Annotated in this window: 19 protein-coding genes; 8 read left to right on the plus strand and 11 right to left on the minus strand. The window is 32.8% G+C overall.

Annotated elements, in window-relative coordinates; genetic code table 11:
- Positions 1-71: 71 nt before the first annotated feature.
- On the plus strand, positions 72-1,808 hold the full coding sequence (gene arsA / locus BMY18_RS18760) for an arsenical pump-driving ATPase (protein ID WP_092457486.1): 1,737 nt from the start codon (positions 72-74) through the stop codon (positions 1,806-1,808).
- 76 nt (positions 1,809-1,884) lie between these two features.
- Here arsA and BMY18_RS18765 read toward each other — a convergent pair whose 3' ends face one another.
- Entirely contained in the window at positions 1,885-2,628 is a 744-nt protein-coding gene (locus BMY18_RS18765) for an alpha/beta fold hydrolase (RefSeq protein WP_092457489.1), read from the minus strand.
- Between the two features lie 182 nt (positions 2,629-2,810).
- Here BMY18_RS18765 and BMY18_RS18770 point away from each other — a divergent pair, with 182 nt between their 5' ends.
- The 6 genes from BMY18_RS18770 (at position 2,811) to BMY18_RS18795 (ending at position 8,457) form a co-directional block, all read left to right on the plus strand.
- Positions 2,811-3,410 (plus strand): nitroreductase family protein, encoded by a 600-nt coding sequence (locus tag BMY18_RS18770; protein ID WP_092457492.1) that lies wholly within the window; start codon positions 2,811-2,813, stop codon positions 3,408-3,410.
- Positions 3,411-3,540: 130 nt separating this feature from the next.
- On the plus strand, positions 3,541-4,005 hold the full coding sequence (locus tag BMY18_RS18775; RefSeq protein ID WP_092457495.1) for a cupin domain-containing protein: 465 nt from the start codon (positions 3,541-3,543) through the stop codon (positions 4,003-4,005).
- Between the two features lie 45 nt (positions 4,006-4,050).
- Positions 4,051-4,464: a GNAT family N-acetyltransferase gene (locus BMY18_RS18780; protein WP_092457498.1), complete on the plus strand. Its 414-nt coding sequence runs from the start codon at positions 4,051-4,053 to the stop codon at positions 4,462-4,464.
- A 394-nt stretch (positions 4,465-4,858) separates the two neighbouring features.
- On the plus strand, positions 4,859-7,612 hold the full coding sequence (locus BMY18_RS18785; RefSeq protein ID WP_139197345.1) for a hypothetical protein: 2,754 nt from the start codon (positions 4,859-4,861) through the stop codon (positions 7,610-7,612).
- Complete coding sequence (locus BMY18_RS18790) at positions 7,605-7,802, plus strand: hypothetical protein (RefSeq protein WP_092457504.1); 198 nt, start codon at positions 7,605-7,607, stop codon at positions 7,800-7,802. Before BMY18_RS18785 ends, BMY18_RS18790 begins: the two co-directional genes overlap by 8 nt.
- 82 nt (positions 7,803-7,884) lie before the next feature.
- Positions 7,885-8,457 (plus strand): N-acetylmuramoyl-L-alanine amidase family protein, encoded by a 573-nt coding sequence (locus BMY18_RS18795; RefSeq protein WP_092457507.1) that lies wholly within the window; start codon positions 7,885-7,887, stop codon positions 8,455-8,457.
- A 279-nt stretch (positions 8,458-8,736) separates the two neighbouring features.
- Here the strand turns inward: BMY18_RS18795 and BMY18_RS18800 are convergent, their stop codons facing one another.
- Complete coding sequence (locus BMY18_RS18800; RefSeq protein ID WP_092457510.1) at positions 8,737-9,870, minus strand: DEAD/DEAH box helicase; 1,134 nt, start codon at positions 9,868-9,870, stop codon at positions 8,737-8,739.
- A gap of 270 nt (positions 9,871-10,140) precedes the next feature.
- Positions 10,141-10,548: a LysM peptidoglycan-binding domain-containing protein gene (locus BMY18_RS18805; RefSeq protein WP_170841496.1), complete on the minus strand. Its 408-nt coding sequence runs from the start codon at positions 10,546-10,548 to the stop codon at positions 10,141-10,143.
- 234 nt (positions 10,549-10,782) lie between these two features.
- On the opposite strand from BMY18_RS18805, the gene lexA reads away from it, so the two are divergent.
- Positions 10,783-11,403, plus strand: a complete 621-nt coding sequence (lexA, locus tag BMY18_RS18810; RefSeq protein WP_092457516.1) for a transcriptional repressor LexA — start codon at positions 10,783-10,785, stop codon at positions 11,401-11,403.
- Positions 11,404-11,650: 247 nt separating this feature from the next.
- Here lexA and rsfS read toward each other — a convergent pair whose 3' ends face one another.
- The 8 genes from rsfS to rplU form a co-directional block, all read right to left on the minus strand.
- On the minus strand, positions 11,651-12,028 hold the full coding sequence (gene rsfS / locus BMY18_RS18815; protein WP_242941075.1) for a ribosome silencing factor: 378 nt from the start codon (positions 12,026-12,028) through the stop codon (positions 11,651-11,653).
- 90 nt (positions 12,029-12,118) lie between these two features.
- Positions 12,119-12,706 carry a bis(5'-nucleosyl)-tetraphosphatase (symmetrical) YqeK gene (gene yqeK, locus BMY18_RS18820; RefSeq protein WP_092457519.1) on the minus strand — a complete coding sequence of 196 codons (588 nt, stop codon included), beginning with the start codon at positions 12,704-12,706 and terminating at the stop codon, positions 12,119-12,121.
- A 124-nt stretch (positions 12,707-12,830) separates the two neighbouring features.
- Entirely contained in the window at positions 12,831-13,436 is a 606-nt protein-coding gene (gene nadD, locus BMY18_RS18825) for a nicotinate-nucleotide adenylyltransferase (protein ID WP_092457521.1), read from the minus strand.
- Positions 13,437-13,444: 8 nt separating this feature from the next.
- Positions 13,445-13,759 carry a ribosome assembly RNA-binding protein YhbY gene (yhbY, locus tag BMY18_RS18830; protein ID WP_092457524.1) on the minus strand — a complete coding sequence of 105 codons (315 nt, stop codon included), beginning with the start codon at positions 13,757-13,759 and terminating at the stop codon, positions 13,445-13,447.
- Positions 13,760-13,776: 17 nt separating this feature from the next.
- Entirely contained in the window at positions 13,777-15,063 is a 1,287-nt protein-coding gene (gene obgE / locus BMY18_RS18835) for a GTPase ObgE (RefSeq protein ID WP_092457527.1), read from the minus strand.
- Between the two features lie 255 nt (positions 15,064-15,318).
- Positions 15,319-15,615, minus strand: a complete 297-nt coding sequence (gene rpmA, locus BMY18_RS18840; protein ID WP_092457530.1) for a 50S ribosomal protein L27 — start codon at positions 15,613-15,615, stop codon at positions 15,319-15,321.
- Positions 15,616-15,618: 3 nt separating this feature from the next.
- The gene (locus tag BMY18_RS18845; RefSeq protein ID WP_092457533.1) at positions 15,619-15,954 is read right to left on the minus strand and encodes a ribosomal-processing cysteine protease Prp; all 336 of its coding nucleotides are present in this window, start codon (positions 15,952-15,954) and stop codon (positions 15,619-15,621) included.
- A 26-nt stretch (positions 15,955-15,980) separates the two neighbouring features.
- Positions 15,981-16,289: a 50S ribosomal protein L21 gene (gene rplU / locus BMY18_RS18850; protein WP_092457536.1), complete on the minus strand. Its 309-nt coding sequence runs from the start codon at positions 16,287-16,289 to the stop codon at positions 15,981-15,983.
- Between the last annotated feature and the right edge of the window lie 265 nt (positions 16,290-16,554).

Genomic DNA, 16,554 nt, shown 5'->3' on the forward strand with positions numbered 1-16,554 from the left:
GGAAAATCTGTGTTGGTATACACACTTGAAATTGTAGCTTGCTTGAGCAAGCCACAGGAATGAGGAAGATTATGAAAAAATTTAATCCAAAAGATATAGAGTTAACAAAATATTTGTTTTATACAGGTAAAGGCGGTGTAGGTAAAACCTCCACCGCTTGTGCTACGGCCGTTTTTCTTGCAGATAGTGGTAAAAAAGTACTTTTGATTAGTACGGATCCAGCCTCTAACTTACAGGATGTATTCAATACGGAGTTAAATAATAAAGGCGTTGCAATTGCAGAGGTTCCTAATCTTGTAGTGGCTAATCTTGATCCAATAGAAGCAGCGGCAGAGTACCGTGAAAGTGTCATTGCTCCATTTCGAGGGAAGTTACCAGATTCTGTACTAAATAATATGGAAGAGCAACTTTCAGGCTCTTGTACCGTTGAAATTGCAGCTTTTAATGAATTTTCAAAATTCATTACGGATAAAAAAGTCAAGGAAGAGTATGACTATATTATCTTTGATACAGCGCCAACTGGTCATACACTTAGAATGCTACAACTGCCTTCTGCCTGGAGTAACTTTATCAGCGAAAGCACCCATGGTGCATCTTGCTTAGGTCAGCTGGCTGGACTTGAAAGTAAAAGAGAAATATATAAAAAAGCGGTAGAAACTTTAGCAGAGGGTTCACTTACTACCTTGATTTTGGTCGCTCGACCAGAAGAAACTCCGCTAAAAGAAGCACAAAGAGCATCAAAAGAGCTTGCAGAAATTGGTGTTAAGAACCAGTCGTTGATTATTAACGGCGTGTTAACTTCTTTTGATGATCCTATTTCTGAGAGCCTATATAAGAAGCAACAAAAAGCACTTGAGAATATGGCACAAGACTTAAAGGGCCTAACAACTTACACAATACCACTGAGAGCCTATAACATTACTGGAATTGAAAATATAAGAGCATTACTTACAAAGGATAATTATGTTTTTCGCAAAGAATCGGTAAATGCAAAGACAATTTTAGGACTGAAAGATGTAATTGAAGATCTATATCTTTCTGGCAAAAAGGTTATCTTTACAATGGGTAAAGGAGGCGTTGGTAAAACAACGATTGCTGCAGCCATTGCATTAGGGCTTGCAGCAAAGGGAAAAAAAGTACATTTAACGACAACGGATCCAGCAGCCCATCTTAAATTTGTTATTAAGGAGACTAGTGGTATTACGATAAGCCATATTGATGAAAAAGCTGAACTTGCTAAATATCAGGAAGAAGTACTATCAAAAGCGAGAGAAACGATGTCAAAAGAAGACGTCGCTTATGTGGAGGAAGATTTACGTTCTCCTTGTACACAAGAGATTGCAGTATTTCGAGCATTTGCAGACGTTGTCGAAAAAGCAGAAGACCAGATTGTTGTGATTGATACAGCGCCAACCGGGCATACGCTTTTGCTTCTTGATTCTACGCAAAGCTATAACCAGGAGATGAAACGTTCTCAGGGTGACATTCCGGAATCAGCGAAAAAGTTATTACCAAGACTTCGTAATGCTGACGAAACAGAAGTGATTATTGTAACACTTGCGGAAGCAACTCCGGTATATGAAGCAATGCGTCTTGAAGAAGATTTGAAACGTGCAAATATTAATACAAAATGGTGGGTTATTAATTCATCCCTTTATCATACAGAAACCACAAATGCTATGTTATCCGCAAAGGCAAGCAATGAAATTGAGTGGATAAATAAGGTCGATGCACATTCGGGTGGAAATTTTGCAGTGATTAGCTGGAGTGCAGATGAGATTAAGGGAGATAAATTGCTTACTATATAGGTAAGTAGTTTTGTTATACAAATGAAAACATTAATAGGTTGGCACAAAAATTTGTGTATAGTTTAGAATATTGAATTCAATTAAGGCCAATAAATCCAACTATTTTTTCTGTCACGATGTTTTGCTGCTCGTCAGCAGAGATTGTCGCAGTTCCGTCACCCTTTTGATCTCCGTAATTGCCGTAGCCGGCATGATTTCCACCTTCTATTTCAAAGTACAGTGAATTACTTGGTGCATTGCTTTTTGTTTCACTGAGTTTGTTTTTATTTAAAACGTTGTCATTCGAGCCGTACATTGTGAGAAATTTTAAATTTGTTTTGCTCAAATCAGACGAAGGGTAAGCACCCAGTAAGATAATACCACTCAGTTTATCTGCATTGTTTGCAGCATAAGTGGAAGCCATAGCACCACCAAGTGAATGACCGCTGATATACCAAGTTGTAATACTCGATAATTCATTAATCGCTTTGTTGGCGGCGTTAACATTAAATACTGCGAGATTAAATGGCATTTTAATCAACACACAGGTGACACCTTTTTGAGCCAATTTAGTCATCAATGGGGCATAGGAGATATATTCAACTTTTGCGCCGGGATAAAAAATAAGACCAACCTTTTTGGAGTCTACTTCCGGTGAGAATATTATCATATCGTCTTTGTATGTAATCGTTACGATTCGCTTATCTGTCATTGCCTCAACAGCTTCTGCTGTTGCATGATAATAATTAGCAGTATAGATAAAAAAGGCTCCAGTCAAGCAGAAAACTAATATTATGGCAATTACGGATATTTTAAAGTAAAGCTTTTTATAAAATTTCATATCAACACCTCATCTTTTTTTTGATTAATAAATTTTTCTTACATTGTTAAATTTGGGGACAAAGTATGTCCTCCACTTGAACATCATTTGTGATTAAATATAGCTTACGCGAAGCCAAAAGTAAATAGTAAAATAATATACCAGTAATAGGTGATGAATAATCAGAAAGAGAAGTGATCCAAATGGACAATGCTAACACAATTCAAAATGAAGTGCTAAACTGTATCCTTACACGAAGGAGCACACGAAATTATGAGAATCGACAGATTGAAATGCTTCAGCTTGATACAATTCTCAATTCTGCCATATGGGCGCCAAGCGGAGGAAATAGCCAGACTTGGCTGTTTACTGCGATACAAAATAAAGAAATACTGTTAAAATTAAATGTACTAGTAAAAGAAGGATTTCAGAAATGGATTCCTGATGACGACTACCCAGGTAAACTAGGAGCCAAAGCATCCTCAGAAAAACAAAATTACAATTTCTATTATCATGCACCTACCCTCATTATTGCCTCAAACCAACCAGGATATGAAAATGCGATGGCCGATTGTTCTCTAGCACTAGAAAATATATTTTTGGCCGCTCATTCGCTTGGTCTTGGTAGTTGTTATATAAATCAACTGCATTGGCTACGCAATGACCCTAACATACGCGATTTCTTGTTTGAGTTGGGAATACCCAAAGAGCATACCATCTGCTCGACAGCAGTAATTGGGTATATTGGGAAGGCATCATCACCTTTACCACGTAAGAAAGATACCATCCATATTATCAGATAAGGTCTTGCAATCTTTTTTCGTTAATTCATTAGATGAATTGTACATTAACTAGGTAGAAATTTACTGTGTATAGAATGGGTGATAGTGTTTATTCTATATACGTTCTAAGTTATCAGGAGGAATAAAGAATATGAAAATTCATAACGTTAGCCAATTGAATGAAGATTTTATTTGGCACGATCAAGTCGGACTCATTACTCAGTCATTAGGCGCTGCAGCCGGCAGTCAAAAACTATATGTAAATATAGACCAAGTTCCACCAAATGCATATAGCACCAAGTATCATAGTCATTCCCAACAGGAAGAATTCTTTATGATATTGGAGGGCTTCGGTACATTGCGGATGAATGGGGATGAATACCCTGTCACAAAGGGAGATTTCATTGCTAAGCCCCCAGCAAAAACCAATGCTCATCAGTTTTATAATTCCAGTAAAGATACTTTGGTTATTCTGGACGTCGGAACAGTGGAAAGGGAAGATACTTGTTATTATCCTGATGAAGATATATATTTACATAAGTCAAATGGTGAAAATATAGCATTCAGAAAACAAGCCATTCTTGACAGCTGGACATCGGATCCAAACAGTATATGAATATTAGGAGTACGTGAAATATAAAATTAGGAGAACTATACTAAAATGAATCTTGAAATTACTGACATCATTAAAGAGCAAGACAGAGAAACAATTTTTCAGGGACTATTGGAATATAATTTGGTAAGAATAGAAGATAAGAATCCAAAAGATTTAGGTGTTTATTTTAAAGATGAAACAGGAAAAACCCTTGCGGGACTGATTGGAGATACACATGGTAATTGGTTGACTGTTAAATATTTGTGGGTAAGTGAAGAACTACGTGGAAATAGTATTGGTAGTCAAATTTTAAAACAGGCCGAAGAAACAGCAAAGGAACGAGGGTGTAAATATGTTTTTTTAGATACTTTCAGTTTTCAGGCTCCTATGTTTTATAAAAAACATGGATATCAGGAAGTGTTTGCATTAGAAGAATATCCTGTAACAGGAAAACGTTATTATTTCACAAAAAACATATAGGTAAGTTGAGCTTATTCGGGTTTGAACACTCAGCTTTTTAATGATTATAACAAGTGAAAAATACTTTAATCGGTATAATATCAATTAGTTGCAAAAAGGTGCCTATATAATAAAAGGTGCCTACTTTTGTTTTTTATGCTTTGTGAGTATAATTAAAAACAGGAAAAGTAAAAAGGAGAATATTAAATGGGCAGCTTCTGTTGTAGAAGATAATTAAAATCTGTAAATATGACAACAAAGCTTGCTTTTTATCTAATTCAATCCGATACTAATTATATCTCAATAGAAAGAAGATGATATTATAATTCAATTAAGAGCAAGTTCCAAATTAAAAGTGATTTTTATAAAATTAATAAAAACATTAGGCACAGATATCCAATGGACGGGAGTATTTGTGATAAATAATAATAATCTAATTCTGGTGGGTAGTGACAGTGTATGGTTATTCGACTTTGGTAATAAAATGCTTGTCTGTAATCCTTACGAAATGCAATTGAAGGAAGAGAAAACATTGCTAATAACTGAAAACGAGAATCAATTATTGAAAAATGTTTTGAGTATGACCTTATATGCATTTGGAAAATGGGGTGGAATCAAAGGGCTAGCAGTGGAGAAAGACTATCCCGAATTAAATGAACTGTTTGCAAGCTTTTTAAACGAAATTCATGTGGAGCCGGTTCTGACCGAAGATGGTTTGCGCTTTTATAAGAACGAAGTACAGATTACATATGAAGATATAATACAGAATGTATTGGATAAGAAACTTCAAGATAAAATCGATAAAGAAAACATAGATAATGGAAATGATGATGCAGCTAACGAAGATAATAGCAGATACAATAAAGGTTTATGGCATAAAATAATCTGGAAGAGTGAGCATGATTCATTTTTAAAAGAAAAGATAAGCAAAAATGATAAGTTTAAGAACCGAATGGGAAATAATTTTTATATGGGTACTTATAAATGTCCTGATTGCGGGGAAAAATTATTTATGGTGGTTTATCCTGAGGGAAAAGAATATTTAATTGAGACGGACCAGAAGGGGGTATACTTAGCCAGGATATATACTTGCCGTACATGCTATAAAATGTATACTCCGAAGCCACAAAAGTTTTTATTTGATGGAGATGTCTTTTGCATCGATTTTGAGGATGATATGGTAGCTTACTCGGACTATCTTGAAGTAATAGGGCAACTAGGAGAAAGAACATCTAATAGTAATTTCAATGAATATGAAGTGAATTACCATAGGGAAAGCATTAAAAAAGAAGATCAATTAGATGAAATCTGTATTGAGATGAATTCCATGACTGATCACGAAATTCTTGAATTACAAGATAAAATGGATTCTGGATTCTATTCGAAGAAAAGCATTGATACATTTCAAAAGGTAGTGGATACTGAAGTGAAAAATAGACAGAAAAAGTCTCCCAATAAGGGGATAAAGGAAGTTGTAATTCAGGACGCTATAATTCAGAGGGATGCAATCCAGGAAGATAAAAATAAACAGGATTATTCGACCTCAAATATGAAAGTAACCATAAAAACAGAAGCAGCCAACAAAACAGAAGCAGCCAACAAAACAGAAGCAGCCAACAAAACAGAAGCAGCCAACAAAACAGAAGCCGCTTATAAAACTGAAGCAGTCTCCAAAACTGAAGCAGTCCTCGATACAGAAGCAACCCTCAATACTGAAGCAACCACTCAGAATGTAATTTTGAACTCCGACAAAATAGAATCAGGTGATGGAAGACATGCAGCCAATATTCAGAGTATAGATGATTCAGAGTCTTGGAGGAGTAAGAAGAAATCGGAAGAATTAAATTCAAAAGGATTATCAGCAACTAAAGCTCCTTCTTCAAAGGATTTTATATCTGAAACAGGAGAGGAACACTTTTCGGACCAGAATGATAATGGAAAATTGCAACCTAAATTATCATCCTATGAAAAAGAAAAAGAGTTCGTTTTGAAAGCAGTACAATGTAAAGATAAGAATTATACAAATATCTTGCGGTTTATGAAAGATATCAAAAAGGAAGATTTTAGCCAAAGCAGCAAAGACTCCATATTACATTCTCTTCAAGAATTGTTAAATAGAAGAGGGATTGCAGAGTTGGATGCAATCTGTTCAAAAATTCCTGATAATATAACCAAAGCTCAGCATATAAAGTTTACTCAGATAATCAATCAATATGAGGAAATCGATAATACTACACATAAGAAGCATCTGGACCTTAAACGAGATGAAGCTGAAAAACGAGAAATTGCTGCATATATAAATCTAGCAAAGGTAAAAGATAGTAAATCTTTAACTGTATTATATCAAAAGCTGAAAAAAGAAGATTTTGAAGAAAGAAATGTGGTACCATTTCTTGAAAACATTAATGAAAAGATTAAAACCATTGATGAGGCTATTATCCGAAAGATTTGTCCAGAGCCGGCAGCGCTTACCTTTGAGGCTGGATTAAAAGCGTATGAAGAGATTTCTGCGAAAGATTTACTGCCTGAATTAAAAGTAAATATCCTTAGTGAAATCGATAATCGGCTAAGAAAATTAAAGATGAATGAATGTGAACAGCTAGTTGAAAAGTTAGCAAAAGATATAGGAAATCAAGCACATAAATGTTCAAGGATACATTTTTATGATGTGAGAAAAGGGATGCGTGATAGTAGCGAGGATGAAGAAACCCAAGTTATGAAAAATGCACAGAATACATACACAGCAGGAAAGGGGAAATATGAATTCCCAATCTTAGTATGTGATACATCTACGAAAAGAAATGGAGTAAAAGGATTTGTTTTAACGCCGGATCATATTTTTTATAATAGTATGTTTGATTTTGACGTAATTGATATTAATAAAATTGTAGATATAAAAGCAATCAAAGGAATCTTTGGTACAGGACTTTGTGCAAATACATTAAACAAAGGGAAGGTAAAGATATCAAATTCTCTTGGATTAAACAATTTAAAAAGCTTTGCAAAGGTTTTGAATGATTTTATTACTTATCTAAAGGAAAAGCCTGAATCTAGAGATATTTCTTATATGGCTGAAGAAAAACATAAAGTTATATGTTGTTATCGCTGTGGCTTTATTTATCGCAACGGCATTACTTGTCCAAAATGCGGCGCGAAAATAAATGAATAGACGATTTGAAATAGTCTATTTGATTTTTAAGATTCAGAAGTTAATGATGAGGTATTTTGGAAAACCAAAGGTGATTGTTATAAAGTGTTTTGATACTTCAATTAGTGAAGAAGAACTATTAACACTGACAGCTTTAGCTGAACAGCGTTCTGAAAATCACCTTCCTTTTTTATTAAGTGTTATTATATAAGATCTTATAATTATATAGGATAAGTGGCAATATAGAAAATTTAGAATATAATAAATTATTAAAATTAGAAGGCTGTGATATATTGACAATTAAAATATTTATAGACCAAGGTCATAATCCTAGCTATTATCATAATAGTGGAGCAATCGGAAACAATTTATTTGAACAAGATATTACTTATCAAGTTGGTATTTATTTAGCAAATTTACTAAAAAACAATCCTCAATTTGAAGCTCGTGTATCAAGAGTGACTCCAACAATTGTTTTAGGTACTAGTAATATTACCAGTTTACAAGAAAGAGTTCAAATGGCTAATCAATGGCCAGCAGATTATTTTATTTCTATTCATTGTAATGCTAACCCCAACCCAAATATAAATGGTACTGAAGTATATATTTATAAATATTATTCAGAGGCAAATTGGTTAGCAGAGCAGGTCATGGATGGGATAACCGAAACTGTGGGTACTAAGAATAATGGAATTAGAGTAAATAGTGCATTATATGTATTAAGAAAAACTCAAATGCCAGCTATTTTAGTAGAATTAGGATATTTAACTAATGTTGCCGATGCTGAAAAACTTGGAAGTAATCCATACGGATTTGCTTATGGAATCTATTTGGGAATTTTAAGATATTTTGGGTTTGCGAAATAGAAAATCTTGAAAAGTTGTTGATGAAAATGGACACAAGTCAATGTAATAGTGTTAGTCATAGATATACATATAACTTCGCTAAACTCAAGTTTAACGAAGTTAACTAAAGCAAATCACGTGTTACAGAAGGAATACTTCATTTCATATAATCTATATCCTATAATCTACAAAAGATACTCCAAGTATGTCTTATGAACATATCTGGAGTATCTTTTGCTTTACTTACTTACTTACTAACTTTACTTACTAACTTTACTTACTAACTTTACTTACTAAACTTTACTTACTAACAAGCTTACCTTCATACAATCGTTTTTCAACGATATTAATATTAAATTCTTTCTGGAACGATTTTATCTTTGGTAATTCATTTTCTGTAATGATTGAGATACAAATGCCTTGTTGTCCATTACGTCCGCAACGACCTGCTCTATGAAGATATTCTTTTGAATCTTCAGGTAGATTTACATTGATAACTGTTGAAATGCCATCTATCTGTAAACCACGTGCTGCAATATCCGTTGCAATTAAATATTGTAATTTGCCAGACTTAAAAGCATTAATTACATTTTTTCTGTCAATTTTATTGTTTTCACCATGTATATTTTCTGCATTATAATGATGATACTTTAACTTTTGAGTAGATTCCTCTAAATCATATGTTGTATTAATAAATACAATTGCTTTTTCTGGTTTAAGGGATTGAGCTATTCGTCTTAATGTTTCAATTCGTTCTTTTCTGTCTGCAATAACAAACAAATGTTTGATTGAGACTGGAATTTCAGCTTTTTCGTTAGATCTAATAATGATAGGGTCTTTATTGATTAATTCACTTGTTTTTATTGACTTATTATCCATACTTGCAGAAAATAAAACAACTTGAGTGAATTTCATCAAGGACTTTCTTATTTCCTTTAAAGATTCAATGTTTGTTTTGTCAAGCATCTTATCAGCTTCATCAATGATAAGCGTTTGTACGGTGTGTACAGATAACTTTTTGATTTTAATAAGCTGTAATATGCGGCCACAGGTTCCTATTACAATCTGGGGTTTTGCTTTTAAAGCATCAATTTGTCGATTAATATTGCCATCTCCTATTGCTACGGAAGATAGTATACTCATATTACTATTTGTAGACAATAGCTGTACTTGTTTGTGAATTTGCATCGCTAATTCTTGTGTAGGAACTACAATTAGAACCTGAACACCCTTTTCATCTGATTTGATTTTGGCATACATAGGTAACAAGTAAGCGAGTGTTTTTCCTGAACCAGTTTCAGAGCTTCCGATTACATCCTTACCAGACATGATATGGTTGTAAGTTTCAGACTGAATACTTGTGGGTGATGATATTTTTTGTTTGCTAAGAGCTTCTATAAGTTCTTTTGATATTCCTAATTCCTCAAAGTTCATTTTTTATGTTAAATGGAAATTCATGAATTAAATTATTTATATTATGAATTTTAAATAATTTAATTTGAGAAAATCACATTTACTCCTCTCTTTTCATATAAGTCTATTTTAGCAAAAATCTAAGTGTTTGTCCACTTGTGTGATATAATAGCAACACATAATAGGAACACTTCTTATATTTTGTTTAGAAAGGGTATATTTTATGCAATTACAAAACTATTGAGTCTAATCAGAAAGGCTGTTGAAGCGTTTTATTGAGAAATAAGGATTTCACTTTTGCTCAGATGAATAATAATAAACGATAAGATTCTGGCCCTGGTAAATACAATCCGTCTGTAAATTATTGATTTCTTTTAATTCATTCACATAGTTACTTATCGTTTTAGGTCCACTTACGTAATTGCTGGCAATACTCCAAAGGGTATCTCCTTTTTCTATACTAATACTAGTATAATATTTGTTTTGATCAGATATTGTATCATCTGAAACAGCTGCATTTGCAATAATTAAGCCACTACATACTATTAGGAGCATAACAATAATAGAAATACAAAGAACACTTATACGAGCTTTGTTGTTAAATATTAATTGGTTCTTTCGTGCTACAGGTTTAAATATAGGTGAATCCTTAGTTTTTTTGTTTGTAAAATATACTGATCCATTCATTGTAGTATCCATAATACTTTCCTCCATATAGTAAATAAGTTAATAGTTAATATATATACAAGTACTGATAAAGTTATAGAAAATCAGAACAACTGTTCTTTATATTAAGATTATATTACACGAACATTTGTTTGTCAACAAAAATCGAACATATATTCAGAACATTTTTTCCGAATACTTGTTTGCATTATCATAAGTTGTATGATATGATTATTTAAGTAAAATAATTTATATGGAGGTACATATATGACTTATGGAAGAATAAGTTCGAAGCAATCAGAAATTTTAGAATATATCAAAAGTCAAATATTAAATAAAGGATATCCACCTTCAGTTCGGGATATATGCGAAGCTGTTGATTTGAAATCGACTTCATCTGTTCATGCTCATTTGGAATCATTGGAAAAGAATGGATATTTAAGAAGGGATCCTACGAAACCTAGAGCGATAGAGATTATTGATGATAATTTTAATTTAGTAAGACGTGAAGTAGTTAATGTCCCTATTGTTGGTCAAGTTGCTGCAGGGGAACCGATTCTTGCTGTAGAGAACATTACGAACTACTTTCCTATTCCAGCTGAATATATGCCTAACGAAGAAACTTTTATGCTCATTGTCAAAGGTGACAGCATGATTAATATGGGGATTTATTCAGGTGATAAGATTATTGTTAAGAAACAAAATGTTGCTAAGAATAATGATGTTGTAGTTGCACTAGTAGATGATTCTGCTACGGTTAAGCGTTTCTATAAGGAGAATGGCCATTATAGACTTCAGCCAGAAAATGATACGATGGAACCGATTATTGTTGATAATGTTGATATATTAGGAAAAGTAATTGGACTTGTTAGATTTAATATTATTTAATTTGTATAGAAAATCATTGTTATGTATGAATTGAATGCTATGGACCGTAATGCTAAGAACTGTAATGCAAAGAAAAGCAATACAAAGCAAAGCAATGCAATGCAAAGAAAAGACACAGCTTATTTTATTCAAATGAATAAAACAAGCTGTGTCTTTTCTTTATTATTTATATTGAAGTATTAAGACAATCTAATGCTCATATAAAAATGCATTCTACTATATAATATTTATTATTTATTTTCAGCTTTTATAAGCTGGCAACATCAACAGTTTTACCATCTCTCCAAATTCTTTCTAGATCATAGAATAAACGATCTTCCTTTGAAAATACATGGATAATGATATGATTATAATCAAGAAGAACCCATGCGCCTGTATGATATCCTTCGATTTTGCTTGTTTCGTGTCCGGCTTTAAATAAAGCTTCTTGTACATTATCTACCAAAGCTTGAACCTGATTTATATTTGAACCAGTTGCAATAATGAAATAGTCTGCAATAACTGTAACATCACTTATATCAATAATTCTAATATCTTCACCCTTTTTTTCATCAAGAGCTGCTACTGCTATTTTTACCATTTCTTTTGCATAGTCTAAATTATTTTCTTCCATTATTCTCTCCATTCCTGTGTCCTACTTTAGCAAGACATAATCTCAATTTTATGCCTATGATACAAATCTTGTAGTTGAATGTGTTCTTTCAACTTACCCTCATTATAGGTCTTCATGCATTAATTCTTTGTAGTAATCATATGTTTCAACTGATGTACTATCAATTGGTGAATTCGTTTTCGTTAAATATTCAATTGTATCTTTTAAAATAATATATACTGCCTTATCTATATTTTCAAATGATATTTTTCTGATTTCGGCCAAATTTGAGGCTTTAAATCGCCCAGGTTCTATATAATCAGCAACAAAAATGATTTTTTCTAACATTGACATATTAGGTTTACCAGTTGTGTGATAAATAATTGAATTTAAAATATCCTGATCTTTGATTTCGTATTTATTGCTTGCATAAAAGGCACCAAGCTTAGAATGCAGTAAATACGGATTTTTACGCTCAAAATCACTAAATACTATGTTGTTTTGACCACATTTTTCCAATAGCTTTTGATCTGAAATGCATTTTGCACAATCATGAAGAATCCCCGCCAAAAAGGCTTGATCGATATTCATCTCATATTTCATTGCCAATGAAGCTGCTGTGTATGCAACACCGATTGTATGATTATAGCGTTGTTTTGTCTGTGCTTTTTTTACACTTTTTATGATTTTTTCAAAATCATTCATATTCATAAAAATCATCTCTTTCATTGTTATAAGTAATTATTCCATATTGGTTAACATAAAATAATTATGTTAACCAATATGCATTACATTAAATTGTGTCTTTCATTCTAAATGCATATTCAATCATATTTCATTTATTTAGATACAACTTATTATCTAAAATATAATCTTCAACTGCGTTAGGTACCATTTCTTTAATTGATATGCCGTTGGAAACATTTAAACGTATCTGGCTTGAACTAATTGGGCAATCAAAGTTAGGTAGTACCTCAATCTCTGCATTATAAGTGTCTTTCAAATATTTGATCTGATCATAAAATTCATTGCTTAAATGATCATCCCTTTTTGCAACAACAAGAGTTGCTAATTTCATCGTGATTTCTGGATGATACCACGTTTGAATATTAAAAAGTGAATCTTCACCTATAATAAAGTAAATTCTATTATAAATATCTTTGATATCTGTAAGGGTATCGGCTGTATATGAGTATCCATTACGTTTGATTTCAATATCCGAGAATATTAGGTTGGGTTCGTTTTGTATAGCTAGTCTGACCATCTGACATCTGTGATCGACGTCTAAGATATCTTGTCCCTTTTTATGAGGGGGATGTCCAGATGGCATTACAAGTATTTGATCTAAGTTAAATTTAACACATGTATTCTTTGCTAATAATAAATGTCCATTATGAATTGGATTAAATGTACCGCCCATAATTCCAATATTTCTTTTCATTTGATTTATCAAACTCCCTTATTCTTTTTTTCTCTTGGAAGTTCTATCTTTTTCTTGTCTTTTGATTCTTTATAGAGCACAATTTTCTTGCCAATTACTTGTACAACTTCAGAATGTGTTCTTTCAGCAATCATTTGACCTAACTGCTTTGGATCATCAGCACAGTTTTGTAATACACTGATTTTGATTAATTCTCTTGCTTCAAATACTTCTGCAATTGCAGAAGTATATTCTGGTGTAAGACTTGATTTTCCTAATTGAAAAATAGGATCCATTGTCATTGCAAGTCCTTTTAAATATGAACGTTGTTTGCTTGTTAACATAATATTATAATTCCTTTCTATTCGTAGTAATCAAACTCAAGTTCTGTTCCAACTTTGACTGTGTCGCCCTCTTGGATACCGAGTTCTTTTAATTTATCGATGATTCCTTTTTCTTTTAAAAACTTTTGGAAGAAATTGAATCCTTTTTCATCATCTAAGTTCGTATAACCGAGCATTTTTTCGATACGTGGTCCACCAACATAATATGTGGTTTCATCCACTTTTTCAACTGAAAATGGCTCATTTCTATTATCAAGAAGATCTTTAGGGAAAAATTCTTTCTCAAATATAATTGGTGTGTTATCTAATCCATCTAAAAGTTCTTTTACATAATAGAGAAGTTCGTTCAATCCCTTACCACTGACAGCCGATATAGGGAAAACTTTGATTCCTTTTGGCTCAAATTCAGCTTTTAGTTTATCTACAGGATTTTCGTCACCTTCAAATATTGCATCTATTTTGTTAGCAGCAATCACCTGAGGACGTTTCATCAAATCAGGATTATAAGCTTCAAGTTCACCGTTTATAGTGTTAATATCTGTAATTGGATCTCTTCCCTCAGTTGAAGCAACATCTACCATATGAATTAATACTTTTGTACGTTCAATATGTTTTAAAAATTCATGGCCAAGACCAGTTCCTTGTGATGCACCTTCAATTAAACCTGGAATATCAGCAATTACAAAACCGAATCCGTCAAGATCAACTACCCCAAGATTAGGGTTCAAGGTAGTGAAATGATAGTTTGCAATTTTAGGACGTGCATTTGTTACACGTGATAAAAGTGTAGATTTTCCAACATTAGGAAAGCCTACCAAGCCAACATCAGCGATTACTTTAAGCTCAAGAATAACCCAAAGTTCCTGTGCATCTTTGCCGGGCTGTGCAAATTTTGGGACTTGCATTGTAGGTGTAGCAAAATTCATATTACCTTTTCCGCCACGTCCACCTTTTAAGATAACTTCTCTTAAATTATTATTTGACATATCAGCAATTACTTTTCCTGATAATTCATCTTTTATAATTGTTCCTTCTGGGACTCTAATGATAAGATCTTTACCATCTTTTCCATGGCAATTTTTCTTCCCACCGTTATCACCAGGTTCGGCAACATATTTCCTTGTGTGTCTAAAATCTCCAAGTGTATTTAAACCTTTTTCAACCTGGAAAATAATATCGCCACCACGACCACCGTCACCGCCATCAGGTCCGCCTGCCGCAACGAAAAGCTCTCGTCTAAAGCTAACATGGCCATCGCCACCTTTTCCTGATTTTATGAATACTCTTGCGTTATCTGCAAACATTTTTATCACCCATTTCTATAAAAAATCATGTTTCTACTAGTTACAAATTTATCATTAAATAGCACTATTTAACTATTATCATACATTATTAATTATAAACAAATATATTCAATATAAACAATCAGAATTATTTAAGTGAAATAAATTCATTTATACTATTCTATATAAATAAAACAACATTAAAAAACAAGCTCTAAATCCCAAGATTTCAAACGATTGATTTCCTAAGATTTAAAGCTTATATTAAGAACTTGATTATTCTTCTTCGTTTGTTACAACTGGGTAAACAGAAACTTTTTTCTTATCTCTACCCATTCTTTCAAACTTAACAATACCGCTTATAGTTGCGAATAAAGTATCATCGCCACCACGGCCAACGTTGTTACCAGGATGTACCTTAGTTCCACGTTGTCTGTAAAGAATATTACCAGCTAAAACGAACTGTCCATCAGCTCTTTTAGATCCTAATCTCTTAGATTCTGAATCTCTACCGTTCTTTGAAGAACCAACGCCCTTTTTATGAGCGAAATATTGAAGGTTCATTTTCAACATAACTTACACCTCCTCGAATGTAATAGAAATGTATTTGGGGTTGTCACGTGAAATCTCAGTTAAACCGAGCTCCATCGCTTTTAGCAAAACCAAATACTCTTTATTATTTTTATTTTTAGTTATCATAAATTTAATCTTTGCATTTTTTTCATCAGAACTACTTTCAAATTCAACGTCAGTAAACTGTTCGATAGAATTGATTGTATTAATGATTAAAATGGAAGTAGCTGCACAGATAATATCTTTACCAGATCTATCGTAACCAGCATGTCCTTGCGATATAAATCCAACAATCTCATGATTGCTTGATTTATCTTTATAAATTGTAATTCGTATCATTTGAATCACCACATTCTTACTGTTAATTAAGCATTGATTTTATCAATTTTAACTTTAGTAAATAATTGTCTATGACCATTTTTTTTGTGATATCCGGTTTTTCTCTTATACTTATAAACGATAATTTTTCTGCCTTTGCCTTCAACTACAACTGTTGCTGTAACTGTAGCACCTGCTATTGTTGGATCGCCAACAACTGCAGTTCCGTTACTAACGAAAAGAACTTGGTCAAATGTAACAGTTTCGCCAGCGTCTATACCAAGTTTTTCAACTTTGATTTCATCGCCTTCAGAAACTGTGTACTGTTTACCACCTGTTGCTATAATTGCATACATATGGAACCTCCTAAATAATTTACTCGCCAACTTTGGTGCTGTAAAATTTCATATAAAACATATGAAATCACATACTTATAACCTTATTGAGCGGCACACTTGTATATATTACCATCACGCAATACATATGTCAAGCAAATATCACTTTATAATGGCTAAACTTTATAATGCGTGAATTGAAATTTTAAATTCCATCCCCTATACCATCACTAGTGGAATTTATTTTTACAAATAGCGGTGTGGACGTTAGTCTTACATTGTTCAT

The organism is [Clostridium] fimetarium (genome assembly GCF_900111235.1).
Taxonomy (GTDB): Bacteria; Bacillota; Clostridia; order Lachnospirales; family Lachnospiraceae; genus Clostridium_N; species Clostridium_N fimetarium.

Bases quoted from the DNA above. Each gene is read 5' to 3' on its own strand.
- arsA (WP_092457486.1), top strand. From the start codon at position 72: ATGAAAAAATTTAATCCAAAAGATATAGAGTTAACAAAATATTTGTTT.
- BMY18_RS18765 (WP_092457489.1), bottom strand. From the start codon at position 2,628: ATGAAATTTTATAAAAAGCTTTACTTTAAAATATCCGTAATTGCCATA.
- BMY18_RS18770 (WP_092457492.1), top strand. From the start codon at position 2,811: ATGGACAATGCTAACACAATTCAAAATGAAGTGCTAAACTGTATCCTT.
- BMY18_RS18775 (WP_092457495.1), top strand. From the start codon at position 3,541: ATGAAAATTCATAACGTTAGCCAATTGAATGAAGATTTTATTTGGCAC.
- BMY18_RS18780 (WP_092457498.1), top strand. From the start codon at position 4,051: ATGAATCTTGAAATTACTGACATCATTAAAGAGCAAGACAGAGAAACA.
- BMY18_RS18790 (WP_092457504.1), top strand. From the start codon at position 7,605: ATGAATAGACGATTTGAAATAGTCTATTTGATTTTTAAGATTCAGAAG.
- BMY18_RS18800 (WP_092457510.1), bottom strand. From the start codon at position 9,870: ATGAACTTTGAGGAATTAGGAATATCAAAAGAACTTATAGAAGCTCTT.
- BMY18_RS18805 (WP_170841496.1), bottom strand. From the start codon at position 10,548: ATGGATACTACAATGAATGGATCAGTATATTTTACAAACAAAAAAACT.
- lexA (WP_092457516.1), top strand. From the start codon at position 10,783: ATGACTTATGGAAGAATAAGTTCGAAGCAATCAGAAATTTTAGAATAT.
- rsfS (WP_242941075.1), bottom strand. From the start codon at position 12,028: ATGGAGAGAATAATGGAAGAAAATAATTTAGACTATGCAAAAGAAATG.
- yqeK (WP_092457519.1), bottom strand. From the start codon at position 12,706: ATGAATATGAATGATTTTGAAAAAATCATAAAAAGTGTAAAAAAAGCA.
- nadD (WP_092457521.1), bottom strand. From the start codon at position 13,436: ATGAAAAGAAATATTGGAATTATGGGCGGTACATTTAATCCAATTCAT.
- yhbY (WP_092457524.1), bottom strand. From the start codon at position 13,759: ATGTTAACAAGCAAACAACGTTCATATTTAAAAGGACTTGCAATGACA.
- obgE (WP_092457527.1), bottom strand. From the start codon at position 15,063: ATGTTTGCAGATAACGCAAGAGTATTCATAAAATCAGGAAAAGGTGGC.
- rpmA (WP_092457530.1), bottom strand. From the start codon at position 15,615: ATGTTGAAAATGAACCTTCAATATTTCGCTCATAAAAAGGGCGTTGGT.
- BMY18_RS18845 (WP_092457533.1), bottom strand. From the start codon at position 15,954: ATGATACGAATTACAATTTATAAAGATAAATCAAGCAATCATGAGATT.
- rplU (WP_092457536.1), bottom strand. From the start codon at position 16,289: ATGTATGCAATTATAGCAACAGGTGGTAAACAGTACACAGTTTCTGAA.